At 64.9% G+C, this 15,215-nt stretch carries 10 protein-coding genes; 2 read left to right on the plus strand and 8 right to left on the minus strand.

Annotated elements, in window-relative coordinates; genetic code table 11:
- The 7 genes from ACI3L3_RS16200 to ACI3L3_RS16230 form a co-directional block, all read right to left on the minus strand.
- A complete protein-coding gene (locus tag ACI3L3_RS16200) occupies window positions 1-1,785 on the minus strand; it encodes a GspE/PulE family protein (RefSeq protein WP_404846194.1) in 1,785 nt (594 codons plus the stop codon).
- Entirely contained in the window at window positions 1,782-3,746 is a 1,965-nt protein-coding gene (gene gspD, locus ACI3L3_RS16205; protein ID WP_404846195.1) for a type II secretion system secretin GspD, read from the minus strand. Before gspD ends, ACI3L3_RS16200 begins: the two co-directional genes overlap by 4 nt.
- Window positions 3,743-4,564, minus strand: coding sequence for a PDZ domain-containing protein (locus ACI3L3_RS16210; RefSeq protein WP_404846196.1), 822 nt, complete (start codon window positions 4,562-4,564; stop codon window positions 3,743-3,745). Before ACI3L3_RS16210 ends, gspD begins: the two co-directional genes overlap by 4 nt.
- Window positions 4,565-4,955: 391 nt before the next feature.
- Entirely contained in the window at window positions 4,956-5,939 is a 984-nt protein-coding gene (gene galE, locus ACI3L3_RS16215; RefSeq protein ID WP_404846197.1) for a UDP-glucose 4-epimerase GalE, read from the minus strand.
- 114 nt (window positions 5,940-6,053) lie between these two features.
- The gene (locus ACI3L3_RS16220; protein ID WP_404846198.1) at window positions 6,054-7,289 is read right to left on the minus strand and encodes a type II secretion system F family protein; all 1,236 of its coding nucleotides are present in this window, start codon (window positions 7,287-7,289) and stop codon (window positions 6,054-6,056) included.
- A gap of 91 nt (window positions 7,290-7,380) precedes the next feature.
- On the minus strand, window positions 7,381-11,646 hold the full coding sequence (locus ACI3L3_RS16225; protein ID WP_404846199.1) for an acyl-CoA dehydratase activase: 4,266 nt from the start codon (window positions 11,644-11,646) through the stop codon (window positions 7,381-7,383).
- Window positions 11,647-11,649: 3 nt separating this feature from the next.
- On the minus strand, window positions 11,650-12,729 hold the full coding sequence (locus tag ACI3L3_RS16230; protein WP_404846200.1) for a hypothetical protein: 1,080 nt from the start codon (window positions 12,727-12,729) through the stop codon (window positions 11,650-11,652).
- A 156-nt stretch (window positions 12,730-12,885) separates the two neighbouring features.
- Between ACI3L3_RS16230 and ACI3L3_RS16235 the strand changes: the two genes are divergently transcribed.
- Window positions 12,886-13,779 carry a GyrI-like domain-containing protein gene (locus tag ACI3L3_RS16235; protein ID WP_404846201.1) on the plus strand — a complete coding sequence of 298 codons (894 nt, stop codon included), beginning with the start codon at window positions 12,886-12,888 and terminating at the stop codon, window positions 13,777-13,779.
- An 88-nt stretch (window positions 13,780-13,867) separates the two neighbouring features.
- A complete protein-coding gene (locus ACI3L3_RS16240; protein ID WP_404846202.1) occupies window positions 13,868-14,365 on the plus strand; it encodes a GyrI-like domain-containing protein in 498 nt (165 codons plus the stop codon).
- Window positions 14,366-14,500: 135 nt separating this feature from the next.
- On the opposite strand, the gene ACI3L3_RS16245 is transcribed toward ACI3L3_RS16240, so the two are convergent.
- Window positions 14,501-15,043: a GNAT family N-acetyltransferase gene (locus ACI3L3_RS16245; RefSeq protein WP_404846203.1), complete on the minus strand. Its 543-nt coding sequence runs from the start codon at window positions 15,041-15,043 to the stop codon at window positions 14,501-14,503.
- Between the last annotated feature and the right edge of the window lie 172 nt (window positions 15,044-15,215).

Raw genomic sequence — 15,215 nt, forward strand, 5'->3', positions numbered from 1 at the left:
CTAAGCCGTCCTCGTCACGCGCAGCACTTCGGCAACGCTGGTATTTCCGGCTACAACGTCCCGGCAGGCCGATCGCGCCAAGGGACGCATGCCCCCTGCCACTGCGTGTCGGCGCAGTGCCTCGGCATCGGCCGTCTGCGCCACAAGCCGCCGGAAGGATTCATCCACACACAGCACCTCCATCACGGCCTTGCGGCCCCGGTAGCCTGTGCCCCGGCATGCCTCGCACCCGCCAGCACGGTACAGCCCGGCCCCGCCAAAAGGGTGGGACAGCCCAAGGTCCCGCAATTCCTCCGCCTGCGGCTCATACGCCTGCGCGCAGGACGGGCACAGCCGCCGCACCAGCCGCTGCGCCACAATCCCGCTCAGCACGGACGACAGCAAAAACGGCTCAATGCCCATATCCACAAGGCGCGTCACCGCGCTGGCCGCGTCGTTGGTGTGCAGGGTGGCGAACACAAGGTGCCCTGTCAGTGCGGCCTGAACCGCAATCTCCGCCGTTTCCCGGTCGCGGATTTCGCCGATAAGGATCACGTCCGGGTCCTGCCGCACAATGGACCGCAACCCGGCCGCAAAGGTGAGGCCGATGTTCTCCTGCACCTGCATCTGGCCGATGCCGTCCAGTTGGTATTCCACCGGGTCCTCAATGGTCAGGATATTTCGGCCCGGCGTATTGATGTGCCGCAGCAGGGCATAGAGTGTGGTGGTTTTGCCGCTGCCCGTCGGGCCGGTGATAAGCACCACCCCGTGGGACAGCGCCGCCAGCCCCGTAATGCGCCGGATGTCCTCCGGCGGAGCGCCCAGCTCATCAAGGGACAGCACCCGCGCGCTCTTCTCCAACACGCGCAGGACCACGCGCTCGCCATAGCCCGTTGGCAGGGTTGCCACGCGCAGGTCCACCTTGCGCCCCCCAAGGGCAAGGGAGATGCGTCCATCCTGCGGCAAACGGCGCTGGGCAATGTCCAGCTTTGCCAAAATCTTCAAGCGCGAAACCATGGCCGCATGCAGCCCCGCCGCAAGGTGGCACCTGTCGTACAGCACCCCATCAAGGCGAAAGCGCACCCGCAGGGACTCCGGGAAGGGTTCAATATGCACATCGCTCGCCCCCTCGCGGATGGCGCGGGCGATGATGGCGTTCACCAGCCGAATAAAGGGCGCGTCGCTGGTTTCATCCAGCAAATCCCTCGCCGACGCCTCAATGTCCGCCTCCGCGTCCAGCCCTGCGCCTACGCCCTCTCCTACGCCCGGCATGACAATGCCGCCAATATCATCACCGTCCGCCTCGCCATACGCCGCGCCCAGCAGCGCGACAATGCGCGAACGCGGCGCCACCGCCACCCGCACATCCGCGCCGAACACCGCCGCCGCGTCCGCGGCCACCAACAGCCCGTCCGCACCGGCCACAGCCAGCACGCGTCCGCCACCATCGCGGCACAACACCGCGCCGTGGTCCTTCATGTACAGATAGGGCACGGCCCCAAGGGCGTCCGTATCCGCCGTGGCATCGGCAAGGTCCGTCACCGGCAATCCATACTGCCCGGCAAGCACCCGCGCGGCGTCCATCTCCGCCATATGTCCCGCGCGTACAAGCCCGCGCAACAGCGCCTCGCCCGTCGCGCCTGCCTCGCGCCGCAGAGCCTGTGCCGCCTGCTGCGGCACCAAGGGGTGCGCCCCCAGCGCGTCATCAAGGGACTGGCGCCCTAACGGAGCCTGCGGCTCGCGGCCTTGTCTGGTGCGCCCTTGTCTGGCCTGCCCCTGCGCCGTGTGCCGATGAAGGACGCTCATGGTTCCAGCACCGGTTGCGGCAAGGGCGGCGGCGCAATCCATGCCTCGCCGAGGCCGTCATCATCCACGCCCACGCGCTCCAGTTCGCGCCGCTTTTCGCGCGCGATGCGCGCGGCGTGCTCCGGGCTGTCGATGATGCGCGGCGTTAGGAAGAGCAACAAATTCGTATCGCTCTGCCGGGTGCTCTTGGACTTGAACAGCCACCCCAGCCCCGGCACGTCCCCAAGGCCCGGCACCTGATTGCGGTCGCGCGATTCGTCGCGGCTCAGCAGGCCCGCAATGACAATGGTTTGTCCATCGCGCACCTGCACTGTGGTTTCCACCTCGCGCTTTTTGGTGGTGGGGGCGAGGAGCAGCGGCTCGCTCTCGCCAACGGACACCGTCTTGTTCACCACACGGCTGACCTCCTGATGCAGGCGCAGGCGCAGCATGTCGTGCGTGCCAATCTGCGGGGTGACCGTCAGCTTCACGCCCACGTCCTTATAGGTAATGCTCTGCGTGGACTCTGTGTCTTTGCTCTCCGTGGTGACGCGCTCCACAAAGGGAATGGTGTCCACCACGTCCACCCGCGCTTCTTCATTATCCAAGGTCAGGAGCTGGGGCGTTGCCAGCACCTTAAAGCCCGTATCCACCTTGGACGCAGAAATGAGCGACTCCACGGAATTAAAGCGCTGGTCGCCAATGGTGAAGGGAAACAGCACCAGCCCCGCCGAAAATCCGGACGGCATGGAGAACGTCTCGCGCGCGCCATCCACCACGCCGGGCGCGCCGCCGGGGTTGGAGCCGCCAAAGACCAGCGCGTCCGTGCCGTCGATGCGCGTTGTGCCACCGGCGGACCAATTCACCCCAAAGCTCAGGCCCTTATCCGCGGAGACCTCCATAATCAGCGCCTCCACATACACCTGCCGCCGCGCCACATCCAGGCGGCGGATCATCTGCGACAGCACCGCGAACTCCTCCTGCGGCGCGGCAATGGCAAGGGCGTTGGTCGCCGTATCCGCCACCACGCTGATATGCCGCCGCGTGGCATCCGTACCCGTCTCGCCCGCGCGCTCCTCCATCAGCGTGCGCAGCACCTCCGCCGCGCTCGCCGCGTCCGCATTCTCCAAATACACAAGGTGCACCGTGCCCGTATGCTCCGGCGTCGGGACATCCATGGCGCGCACCAGCCGCCGCACAAGCTCCACGTCCTCCTGCACGCCCACCACGATAACCGTATTCGTCCGCGCCAGCCCCGCCACCGTATGCGACACACTCTCGCCCCGCCTGAGGCGCGCCTCGCGCCGCTCCGCCAGCAGGCGGGTCACCACCTCCGCGGTGGCCGGTGCGCTCCCATGGCGCATGGCAAACACACCCACATGCCCATCGCGCGCCGCCGTATCCGCGCGCCGGACAATGCCCGCAATGCGCTCCACATTGGAGCGATAATCCGTCACAATCAGCATATTTCCAGCCGGATAGTCCGCCATCAGCCCAGCCGCAGACACAAGGCCGGAGAGCGCCTTGCGTAAATCCAAACTGCTGGCGTGCGTCAGGGGGAGCACCTGCGTCATCACCGCTTCGCCGCCGGCCGAGGGCCGTAGCCCGGCGCGGGTCGGGACGCTCATACTCTGCGCCTGCGCCGAGGGGACAATCTTCGTCACCGCCCCCTGCTCCACCGTGGTAAAGCCGTGCACCTCCAGCACCGACGCAAAGACCCCATACGCCTCATCCGCTGTAATGGCGCGCGGCGACAGCACCGTCACCCGCCCCTTCACCCGGCGGTCCACAATAAAATTCCGGCCCGTCACATCGCTGATGTACTTGATGAGCGACCGGATATCCGCATCCTCAAAATCCATACGCACGCCATCCGCCCCAGCGCCCTCACCGCCGTCAGCCGCCACAACGCCGCCAACCAGCAGGCACAGCACCGCCGCAAGCGCCATGGCGCCAACACAAGCCCCGCGCGCCCACATCATCGGAGAGTCACCACCAGAGTACGGCGCACGCCCTTCCGCAACAGCTCCACCTCAAAATGCTCCCGCCCCAACTCGTCCATCAGGCCCAGCGCCTCAGGCAGGCTCGTTACCTGCCGTCCGTTCACCGCCGTAATAAAATCCCCCTGCCGCAGACCAAGGCGGGCAAAGAAGCCCCCCTCCTGCACCCACTGCACACGAAAGCCCCCACGGCCCTTCTCGCGCCCCGGCGTCATCGCCGCCTGCCGCAGCACCGCAGACGGACTCCGCACAATGGTCTGGAATTCTTGCCGATCCAGCGTGTATGACATATCGTCATACATTGGTTGTTGTCGGTATGCCGCCGGCTTTGCGGAGCGTTCCGCGCCATCAAACAGCAGCGCAACACGCCGCCCGTCACGCTCCAGCACCGCTCCGCGCCGGTACACGGACACAAGCCGCGCCCCGCCGACTGCATCGCCCACACGCAGCGCATTCTCAGCGCCGCCACACGCAATCACAGCCCTGCACAGCCGCGCATCATGCGACACCATAGTCCCCCGAAGCGACACCTCCGGCCCCGCAAGCGGCAAGGCATCAAGTTCACTGTCATCACGCCGCGCCGCCTGTCCCGGCAAAGGCGCAAGAACGTCACTCCCCGCCGCAACCTCACAGTCCCGTAGGCTTGGCGCCCGCCAGCCCTGATGCGCGCCCAAAGGCGCACGCAGCGGCGCCGCCTCCAGCACAGGAGAGCGCCAAATCTGTACAGCTTCGGCAAGCCAATACAGACCGGCGCACACAAGCACAAACACGACAAACCACGACACACAGCGCATCATCATCCTCTCAGCATCGCGAGAGCGCCGCACAACTGGCCAAGACAGCGCAGCAAATACGGACCACCTGTAACGATGTCCCTATTGCCACTACTTGACACCCATTTTTCAGTCAACGCCAAAGGGGACATGGCACGGGGGCCTCCATGAGGAGGGAAAAGCTGTATGGAGGATGGAGACGCCACGCGTTGTGTGCTCCGCAGGCTCAAGGGCGCGGCCCTTGAGAATCCCAAGTGCGCACAGGCCGGGTGCGTGTGGATAGGACGGTCGTCACCCCCGGCGTGCTCTCGGCCGTGTGGAGACAAAGAAAAAACGCCCCCGTCATCTCTGACGGAGGCGTTCTTAGATCGTTTTTTTATCGAGTTACAAAGCCGTCTTCTCGTTCACCGGCCTTTGTTTACTCACCATGATGCGCTTTGTGCCAGCGACAGGCGGTGCCGACGATGTCATCGAGGTTGGTGTAGCGCGGGGTCCAGCTGAGTTCGGTTTTGGCGCGTGTGGCGTCTGCCACGAGCATGGGCGGGTCTCCGGCGCGGCGGGGGGCGTTTTCTGCTGGGACGGGGGAGCCGAGGGAGCGTCCTACGGCGTCCACGACTTCTCTGACGCTGGCGCCGTGTCCGGTGCCGAGGTTGATCATGCGGCTTTCGCCACCGTCCAGCAGCACCCCAAGGCCGAGCACGTGGGCGTCGGCAAGGTCGGTGACGTGGATGTAGTCACGGATGGCCGTGCCGTCGGGGGTGGGGTAGTCCTGCCCGAAAATCTTGATGGGTCCACGGCGGCCAAGGCCCGCCAGCACGGTGAGGGGGATGAGGTGGGTTTCGGGGTCGTGATCCTCGCCAATCTCGCCGTCGGGGTCGGCGCCTGCGGCGTTGAAGTAGCGCAGGGCCATGTGCTTGATGCCATGGGCGTGTTCAAAGTCGCGCAGAACCTGTTCAATCATGAGCTTGGTCCAGCCGTAGGGATTGATGGGGCGCTGGGGGAGCTGCTCGGTCATGGGCATGGTCTCGGGCACACCGTAGGTCGCGCAGGTGCTGGAAAAAATAATATTACCGCAATTGTGGTCGCGCATGGCTTCCAGCAGGTTCACGGTGCCGTACACGTTGTTGCGATAGTACTTACCCGGATCCTCCACGGATTCGCCAACATAGGTGTACGCGGCGAAATGGATTACCGCGGCAGGTGCGTACTTTGCGAAGGCGGCGTCCAGCGCGGCGCGGTCCTGAATATCCCCTTTGACGAGGGGACCCCACTTCACGGCCCATTCATGTCCATACACCATGTTGTCAAACGTGACGGGGGTGTAGCCTGCGGCCTTGAGCTGTTTGCAGGTGTGACTGCCAATGTATCCGGCACCGCCGGTAACGAGAATATTCGTGCTCATCGCGTGCTCTCTTGCGTGCGTTGAATGTCCGCGAAAAAAGCCCCGGGCGGGGCGTACTGGTCCAAGGGTACGGTTTCCTGTGGCTTTTGTCACCACCGGGAAGGCGAGAGGGGTTTAGCCGCTCAGAAGGCTGCCCATCTCGAAAAGTGGAAGCATAATGGCCAAAACAATGCCGCCAACAATGGAGCCAAGGACGAGAATAAGGACCGGCTCCAACAGCGCCATCCCGCGCGAGAGGGCGCCCTGCACGTCCGCTTCGCAGGCGCGGGCCACGGTGCGGAGCATGTCGGCAAGGGCGCCGGACTCCTCCCCTGCGGCAATCATTTGCATGTCGCCAGCGTCAAAGAGCTTTTGGCGGCCTAGCGCTGCGGCCAGGGTGCCTCCGGCGATGACGTCACCACGCACGCTGAGGCTCCCGCGTTGGAGGGCCGCATTGCTCAAGACGCCCTGCGTGATGCTCAGAGCTTGATGCAGGGGTACCCCGTGTTTCAGGAGCAAATAGAGCGTCCTTGCGTAGCGCCCCGCGTCGAAGCGCCGCCAGAGCGTGCCGAAAAATGGCGTGCGTAGCGCGGCGGTATGGAGGGTGCGGCGTCCTGCCGCAGTGCGGGCCCACAGCCGAAGGGCAAGGGCGGCGACAAGGACGGTTGCCAGAATCCACGGCCACCACACAGTTACGGTGGTACTCAGAGCCATCAGCACCTGCGTTGGCGCGGGCAGTGCGTGGTCAAAATCCGTAAAGATTGCCGTGAGGCGCGGTACAACAAAGGCGAGAAGAAAGGCGACCACTCCTGCGCCAACGCAGCACAAAAAGGCCGGATAGGTCAGCGCGCTTCGGATGCGGCGCCGCAGGGCGTCATAGCGGGTGGTTGCCGCGCCGATTTCTCCCAGCACGGTGGCCAGCATTCCGGAGGCCTCTCCGGCGCGCACCATGGCGAGAACCATGGGGGAGAACTGCTGCTGCGTGCGCTCCATAGCCTCGGCAAGGGTGGCCCCGGCGCGAACCTGCTCGCGAATGCTGGCGAGGATGCGCTCCGGGCGCGCGCCAACACCGTGCTGCAGCATGCTGGTGAGCGCGGCGTCGAGGGGAAGCCCTGCATCCAGCAGCGTGGCAAGGCGGGTGGTCATGGACGCAAAGTCGCGCGGGGCAAGAGGCGAGCGCATCCGGGCGGCGAGGGCCCTGCGCAGTGAGGAGGGCGTGCTCGGCGCGCCACGGCCAACGTCCTCCAGCCACAAGGGGACAAGGTGGCGCTCGCGCAGGATGCGCCCGGCCTCGAAGCGGCTGGCGGCATCCACGGTGTCCTTCAGCACCTTGCCCTCTGGTGTGGCGGCTTCAAATCGAAAGACTGGCATTTGCCCAACGCTCCTCACGTGTCCCAAAGCCTTCGCATATCCGGTACAGAAGGTTCTGTATCGTGGCTTGGCAGGAAAGGAAAGGGCTTGGCTAGGTTGCGGGGACGGGCGCTCCTGTTTCGGCCTGCCGCTGGGCGCGGGCTTTGGCCTGTTCCATGAAGGCCTCCACGTGCAGGCGGTTTGCCGGGGACGCGGTGCCGTCAAAGGCCAGAGAGATGCAGGGGACGCCATAGTGGTGGCTGACGGTACGCAGCAGCGCTGTGACGACGGTCCCGGGCATACAGCCAAAGGGCATGACATTGATAACGCCATGGCACCCGGCGTGGATCATATTCACAGCCGCGCCAACGCTGAGCACCGCCTCCCCGCGCAGGCTGTCGTTGATGTAGGGCGCTGCGGCTCGCAGGGTGGCGGCGGTATCCGGTTCGTGGATGGTCCGCAGGTGCCCGTCAAAGACGTGCTCAAGGCGGCGCTGGATGCCCGCCTGCACCCGCCGGGTCATGCCGAGGGTGAGCAGAGCGCGCAGGTCGCGTTCACGGCAGGCGTCCTGCACGGACATGGCGTTGACGTAGGCAATCCATTCGCCGATGGGGGCAAGCCATGGCTCCCCGCCAAGCTCCATGACCTTGCGGCAAATCTCCTCATTGCAGAAGGCGTTGGAGCGCACGTAAATTTCCCCGACGATGCCGATGCGGGGCACCAGTGGGCTATGGCCGCTGCGCAGGGCGGCGAAATCATCACGCGCGGCGGCAAGGGCGCGCGGCGCGGCATCAAGCGGCCCGCGTAGCGCCAGCCGCAGGCGGCGACTGTGCTCGCGGTGGCAGGCGTCCACCTGTTCGGGGTCTGCCGCGTTGGGACGCGTTTCGTGCAGGCATTTGGTCAAGAGGTCGTAGGCGACGATGCCGTACCAACAGCGGCGGGCGAGGTCGCGCCCAGCAATGCCCAAGTCATCATACAGGCGGGCGGATTGTTCCGGAGCGTACAGGGCAACATCCGCGTAGCCGAGGGACTCCAGAACCATGCTTTGGGCGTGGTTGTATTGCCCAAAGCGGCACGGGCCGGTTCCCCCGGGCATGAAAAAGGCAGAATGCTGCGGCTGAAAGCCCGGCTCCGCGCATTTTGCCAGCACATCACCAAGGGTGGTGGCGTAGGGATAGCACTCCTTGCCGGAGCACTCCCTCCGCGCGAGGGACACTGTGTCCGGCGTGGTACGCGGCAGCACCTCGGCCTCGACACCGCAGGCCCGAAATGCGGATTCCAGTCCGTACGAGCCGTCGGACATACGTGGCAGGTACACGGTGCGCCCGCGTCCTGTATACGCGGCTGGGCGCGGCAGGCGGGGGCGCATAGCGCGCTGCTCGCGTCCGGCCTTGCGCCGCGTGCCTATGCTGTCCCAAAAGGCCTCCACCCGGGTGATGATGCCTGCGTCCGCGCTGTGCTCATCAATTTCCAGAAAGAGGGCGGGCGTTCCCGCCAGCTCACGTTCGGCCAGCGAGTTAATGAAGGCGTCCGGCCCGCAGGAAAAACTGCCAATGCAAATGGGATACAGCCGCGCATCGCCGCGCACGGCGCGAAGCGCGCGCAAAATGCGCTGCCCGGAGCGCCAGTACATGGTCCCCCACGTCTCGCTGACGTCCTCTGCCGGCAAAAAGTCCATGGGGATGGCCGGGATGCCAAGGCCCGCCAGCTTTCGCGGCAGGTCGAGGTTCATGCCGGAATCAAAGGCGTTGTAGGGGCGCCCCACCACCACGGCGGCCTCGGTGTCGAGGTGCTTCAGCACTTCGCGGCCCTTGGCGCGCAGGCGGTCCTCAAAGTCGTGCTGCGCTGTCCACGCACGGGAGAGCGCCGCACGGACTTCGCGGCGCGAGACGCGCCATGGGCGGAGTGCGGCATGCAGTTCACGCTCCACGGCCCGGGCGCCGTGGCGCAGGTTCAGGGCTGGGGCCACCACGGCCGCGCGCGGGGCAAGCTGGCGGACCTGAAAGGGATAGCTCTGCGTCAGAGGGCACGAGAGGCCGTCGCCGTGCGGGTCGTCCGGAGTGTTCATGTTGATGAAGGACGGAACAAACAGCGCCTCGCACCCTTCCCCGGCATCGAACTGCGAGTGCAGCAGGTGCAGGGCGTGACCGAGGGCGGCCTTGACCGGGAAACAGGTGTCCGCAAGCACCGCCTCGGCCCCGAGGCGGGTCACTGCCGCGCGTGTTGCGGGGGAGAGGACGGGTTCAAACCCGCATTCCCAGAGAAAAGTCGTCACAAAGGGCAACAGGTCGTGCAGGAAGAACGCTTGCGGCACGCCCATACGCCCTCGCCGCGCCCGTCCGCCCGCTTGACGAAAGTGCTCGCCGCGCTGTGTATGCTCGGCCATAAGGGCGCGGTGGCGGAAGGCGAACAGGTCCTCTCCGGGTGGCTCACTTGCCCGGCGGATGTCGTACTTTTCGCAGCGTCCGCCGTAATACAAACTGTCTGACTCACCTTCGATGCGTACGGCGCGGATTTCGCACTGGTTCTCACACCCTTTGCAGGTAAAGGATTTTTGCTCGTAGCGCCGTTTACCAAGGTGGAAGCCGCGAAACGCCGTGGGGCGCTGGCCTTCAGCGATGGCGTCGCGCGCGGACAGGGCCATGCCTATGGCTCCGGTGACGTCGTGGTGCTGGGGGATCATGATGGGCGTCTCAAGGATGCGCTCAAAGGCGGCGATGACGGCGCGGTTGAAAGCCGTGCCGCCCTGAAAGAAAATCCGCGAGCCAATGCGTCCCTTGCCCACAACGCGGCCCAGATAATTCTCCACAATGGAATAAGCCAGCCCGGCCAGCAGGTCGTCCATGCCCGCCCCTTGCGCAAGGGCGGAGAGCAGGCTGTTTTCCATAAACACCGTGCAGCGCTCGCCAAGGCGGCAAGGCGCAGGGGCGGTAAGGGCGCGCCGGGCGAATTCGCCCGTGATATCAATGCCCAGTTTTTCGGCCTGTTCCTCAAGAAAGGACCCGGTGCCTGCGGCGCAGGCCTTGTTCATGGCAAAGTCGGCAATGACGCCGTCGTCAATACTGATGAATTTGGAGTCCTGTCCGCCTATCTCGAAGATGGTATCCACGGCGGGATCAAGGAAGACTGCCGCCCGCGCCTGCGCCGTGATTTCATTGAGCACCACGTCCGCGCCAATAAAGTCCGCAATCATATACCGCCCGGACCCTGTGGTGCCGGCCCCGCAGATGCGTACGCGTCCGCCAAGCTCATGGCCAATTTCGCGCAGACCGCGCCGGACGGCCTCGATGGGACGGCTGGCCGTGCGCAGGTAGCGCCGCGCCAACACGCGTCCTGCCGCGTCCACAACGGCAAGATTGGTGCTGATGGACCCCACGTCCACGCCAAGGTAGCCGTCGCAGCCTTCCGGCGGGAGGGGGGCGACATCATTGGTCATGGATTCCGGGTGTCGCGCGGCAAACGCTGCGGCATCATCCACAAGGGGCGCGCGCACATCGCGCCCGGTGCGGCGGGCCTCGCACCGTTTGCGCAGGGCTGCAAGGACGGCCGCATCCAACCATGCCCCGCGCCCCTCGCGCTGAGCGATGAGGGCCGCGCCATGCGCGCCCGTGGTGGTGGGCTGCGGCGGCACATGCAGGGCGTCCAACCCCAAAACTTCCCGCAATGCCCGGCGCATTCCGGCGCTGAGCGCCACGCCGCCCACAAAGGTCACGGGCTGGCGCACCGCCCGGCCACGGACAATGGCTCCCTTGAAATTGCGTGCCACGGCAAAGCACAGCCCTGCCACGATATCCGGCACGGACGCGCCAACCTGCTGCAGGTGAATCATGTCCGATTTGGCAAAGACGCTACACCGTCCCGCCACACGTGGCGGCTCCGGGCATTCTAGGGCCACAGCGCTAAAATTCTGAATGCTAAGGCCCATACGTTCGGCCTGCTGGTCCAAAAAGGCCCCGGTCCCAGCCGCGCACACGGAGTTGAGGGAGAAGTCGTCCAGCACGCCGTCAGCAAGGGTGATAAGTTTGGAATCCTCACCGCCTATTTCAATAATTGTGGCCGCTTCCGGCACGGCGGCCAAAACACCAGCCGCATGGGCCGCCAGCTCCGAAATATGTTCGGCTTTTGCCTCGTCGGCCAGCCGCCGGGCGCCGGAGCCCGTCATGGTCAGGGCAAAGCCGCCGTGGGCGTCCAGGGCGTCAGCCAACAGGCGCAGGGCGACGGCTTCCGGCTCGCCTCTATGGCGCTCATAACGCTGGACAAGGGGAGAGCCGTCCGCATCAAGGACCACCAGTTTCACACTGACCGAGCCGACGTCCAGCCCGCCCCAACACTCCGCCCTCATTGCCGCTTTGCCGTGTTCCGCGCGTCGTGACCGCATGGCTTACTCCGCCGCCGTGGTTGAGGGTTCCGCCGCATCGCGCAGCCGCCGTAAGAATTCGCGCAGGAATGCCGCGTCCATGTCGCGCCCCCCAAGGCGCAGCCGTTCCAAATGCGCCACACGGTTGCCCCGGGGCGTTGTCACCACCGCGATGCGGACCTCATGGGTCTGTGCGCCGGAGCCAAGGGTGCCCGCCCACGTGTTCTCCTCCGCCTGCCGCCACGCGCTCGCGCGCCCTTGCTCGGCAGTAACGGCGCGCTCCAGCACGGCAGGGGTCACTGCCGCCCCGGAACCAAGCGACATGCCGAGGAAATCCCCTGTCGCGGAACGCACTACCAGTGGCAATGCGGCGACATCCGTATCAAGCGTTGCGGCCGCTGATGCGCCGCCCTGCGGTGATGCCTCCTGCTCCTGCGGCGCGCGCGGGGCCTCACGTTGTGGTCCGGGCGGTTCGTCCTGCGGAGCGGTTTGGCGGGGCGGCTGCTCTTTTGCGTCCACACGGCCCACGCTCCAGCGCTCCGCCCGGCCGTTCTTGCCGCGGATTGTCACCACGCGCGCCCCCGGCGCCTCGCCAGCGCGACAGCCGCTGCGCAGGGCCGAGACGTCTTCCCGCAGCCGCGCAAGTTCCTCCAGCATTTCCGGGCTGTCAGCGCCGCCTGCGCCCACGCCGCCCAAAGCCTGCGCGCGGCCAAGGATGGCGTCTATGCGCTGCTCCAGCGAGGCCACACGCTCCATCACGGCGGACTGGGCGGACTCCAGTTGCGTGAGGCTGCGTTCAATGCCGCCCAGCACGTCCGCGCCCGTTCCCCGAACCCGCCGGATACCCGGAGCGCGCCCCTTCTCGCGGCATGAGGGGAACTGCTCATACAGGCGCTGGCGCACCTGTTCCACAGAAAGGCCCTCGCCAAAGCCCTCGCGGATGGCGCGGCACACCGCAAGGCACTGCGGCGCCAGTCCAAGGGGTTTGCCTGTGCGCGCAATGGGCAGGCACTCCGGAAACTTGGAGCGGTAGTTCTTTACGGTGGAGACGGAAACGCCTAGAGACTCCGCAATTTCGGCATGCGTCAGTACGTCGTCAGGCATCGACACTCCCGGACTCTTAAGATTACAGGGTTTCCCGATGACGATACGACGTTTTGAGCCCTTGAGCAAGACGCTATGGAAATCGCTTTGCGTCCTTTTCAAATGCCGCTAGCATACAGCGCAGAGCACTCACCCCATACCAACAGGACAACCGCCGTGACGACACAGGCCAGCCAGTACACCTACGCCGAACGCATCCACAAGGCGCTCCTCTACATTGAACAGCACCTTGCCGAAGACCTCTCCCTGGACGCCATTGCCGAGCAGGCGTACCTGTCGCCGTTTCATTTTCATCGGCTGTTTACGGGCATGGTGGGGCAAAGTGTGAAGGCCTATCAGCGCCGCCTGCGCCTTGACCGTGCGGCGTCATGGCTTCTGTATTCCTCCCGCAGTATTGCGGACATCGCCCTTGAGGCCGGCTATGAATCGCAGGAAGCCTTCACCCGCGCTTTCAAGACGCATTTCGGCACGCCGCCCAAGCGTTTTCGTCTTCATGGCTCCCCTGAACTGCTTGGCCGCGGCGGCAGCCCGCGCGAAACGTTGTGCGCGCATCCAGACTATGCGCTGGACCGCTTTGGTCTCAGCATCACCGTCAGGACCATCCCCGACGCCGCCGTGCTTTCGGTCCGGCATGTTGGCTCCTATTACGACTGCGGCTGGGCGTGGGAGACCCTGTGCGGCTGGGCCGGGGCGCAAGGGCTACTGACGCCGCAGACCCGTTTTTTCGGCGTCAGCCACGATGACCCCGCCATCACGCAGGACAATTTCATCCGCTATGACGCCTGCCTGACCATCAGCGGCGAGGTGCCCCCGCCGCCGGCTCCCATCACGCCCATCACCATTCAAGGCGGCGACTACGCCTGCTGCACCTACACCGGGCCATACGACAACCTCCAAGCCGTGTACGCCGCCATCTGCGGGCAGGGCATTCCGCCCCTTGGCCGTGAATTCCGCAACGCCCCCAGTGTGGAGTGCTATCTTAACACCCCGGAGCATACCGCCCCGGAGGACCTGCGGACCGAGGTGCGCATCCCCCTTGTTGCCCGCTAGGCAAAACAGCAAAAACGGTCAGGATTCCCATCCCCCGCACGCGCTATAAGGGCAGGACAGCAACACCTACACCCCGAGGAGGTTCTCCATGCCTGAAAAGACGTTTTCCCTTGAAGCCTTTGGCGCAACCGCAGAGGTCAAGACACTTGCCCCCATGCACGTCGCCAAGGTGCGCCACGTCGGCCCCTATGAGGAGTGCGAGCAGGTTTGGACCACGCTCATGGAATGGGCCATCCCCGCCGGAGCCGCGACCGAGGACGCCCTCTATCTTGGCGTCGGTCACGACGACCCCGCCGTCACCTCGCCGAACCAGATTCGTTACGATGCCTGCGTCACCGTAGACGACTCCATCGCGCCGACGCCCCCCGTGGAGCTGATGGACATTGATGGTGGAGATTACCTTTGCGCTGTGGTCAAAGGCCCATACTCCGAGCTGAAGCACGTCTACGCCGCCCTCATGGACGAAGCGCTGCCTGCCCTTGGCCGGGAGTTCGATCCCAAGCCCTGCGTGGAAATCTATCTGAACGATCCCCGTCACGTCCCGCCGCAGGAACTGCTGACGGAGGTGCGCCTTGCCGTGAAATAACGGCCATGCGCCGAGAAAAAGGCATCATAAAGCCCGCCGCGTGTTGATACACGGGGCGGGCTTTTGTGTTGGTGAAGGGGGAAGTGGGGTGTGCAGGAAAGAGAGGAGAAGGAGGCGGAAAAAAGAGGCGGGAGATTATTCGCTCCAGTATTCCTGCTTATTCAGCTCGTCCGCGCAGTTAATGGTTCCCTGCACAGTGCCTAGCTCAAGGCCCAGCGGCTGGACCATCCACCCGTCCTGCATCTCTTTGGGGATTGGATACGGCGGGTACAGACCAAAGGGGTGGGCGGGAACAAAGCCGTGTTTGGGATAGTATTCGATGTGACCAAGCACGAACACGAAGCCGAAGTTCATGTCCTTCAGGTGGCGCAGTCCGGTTTGGATCAACAGCCCGCCAATCCCCTGCCGCTGAGCCTGCGGCGTCACAGCCAGCGGAGCGAGAATCGCCGCGCGGGCGTCACTGCCAGAGATCGTCACTTTCGTAAACAGAATGTGCCCCACAGCCGTGTCGCCATCGAAGGCCAGCAGCGAACACAGCGGCGCCGCGCTCGGGTCGCGTAAGAGGTTCAGCGTCAGCTGCGCTTCGTCCTCCTGACCAAATGCCGCCGAATGAATGCTGAAAATTGTTTGGATATCGGCGTCAGTAGTCGGGCGTATAGTGATGTTTTTCGCGCGCACTTCATTCTCCGGTGTGGGTTTGTCAGTGAGAGAGTTGTTGTCCTGTAAGGACGTTAACGCAGGGCGATGGTGGAAAGTCAATGTTTGAATTGAGGGGGGGCAGAGGGATGGTGGGTCTTGGGCATAAAAAAAGCGCCGACGGCGTGGTGTGGCTGTTGGCGCTTTTTGGGCA

It is taken from the genome of Desulfobaculum sp. SPO524 (assembly GCF_044987625.1).
Taxonomy (GTDB): Bacteria; Desulfobacterota; Desulfovibrionia; order Desulfovibrionales; family Desulfovibrionaceae; genus Desulfobaculum.

Excerpts from the sequence above, each read along its gene's own strand:
- ACI3L3_RS16200 (WP_404846194.1), bottom strand. The coding sequence starts at position 1,785 with ATGAGCGTCCTTCATCGGCACACGGCGCAGGGGCAGGCCAGACAAGGG.
- gspD (WP_404846195.1), bottom strand. The coding sequence starts at position 3,746 with ATGATGTGGGCGCGCGGGGCTTGTGTTGGCGCCATGGCGCTTGCGGCG.
- ACI3L3_RS16210 (WP_404846196.1), bottom strand. The coding sequence starts at position 4,564 with ATGATGATGCGCTGTGTGTCGTGGTTTGTCGTGTTTGTGCTTGTGTGC.
- galE (WP_404846197.1), bottom strand. The coding sequence starts at position 5,939 with ATGAGCACGAATATTCTCGTTACCGGCGGTGCCGGATACATTGGCAGT.
- ACI3L3_RS16220 (WP_404846198.1), bottom strand. The coding sequence starts at position 7,289 with ATGCCAGTCTTTCGATTTGAAGCCGCCACACCAGAGGGCAAGGTGCTG.
- ACI3L3_RS16225 (WP_404846199.1), bottom strand. The coding sequence starts at position 11,646 with ATGCGGTCACGACGCGCGGAACACGGCAAAGCGGCAATGAGGGCGGAG.
- ACI3L3_RS16230 (WP_404846200.1), bottom strand. The coding sequence starts at position 12,729 with ATGCCTGACGACGTACTGACGCATGCCGAAATTGCGGAGTCTCTAGGC.
- ACI3L3_RS16240 (WP_404846202.1), top strand. The coding sequence starts at position 13,868 with ATGCCTGAAAAGACGTTTTCCCTTGAAGCCTTTGGCGCAACCGCAGAG.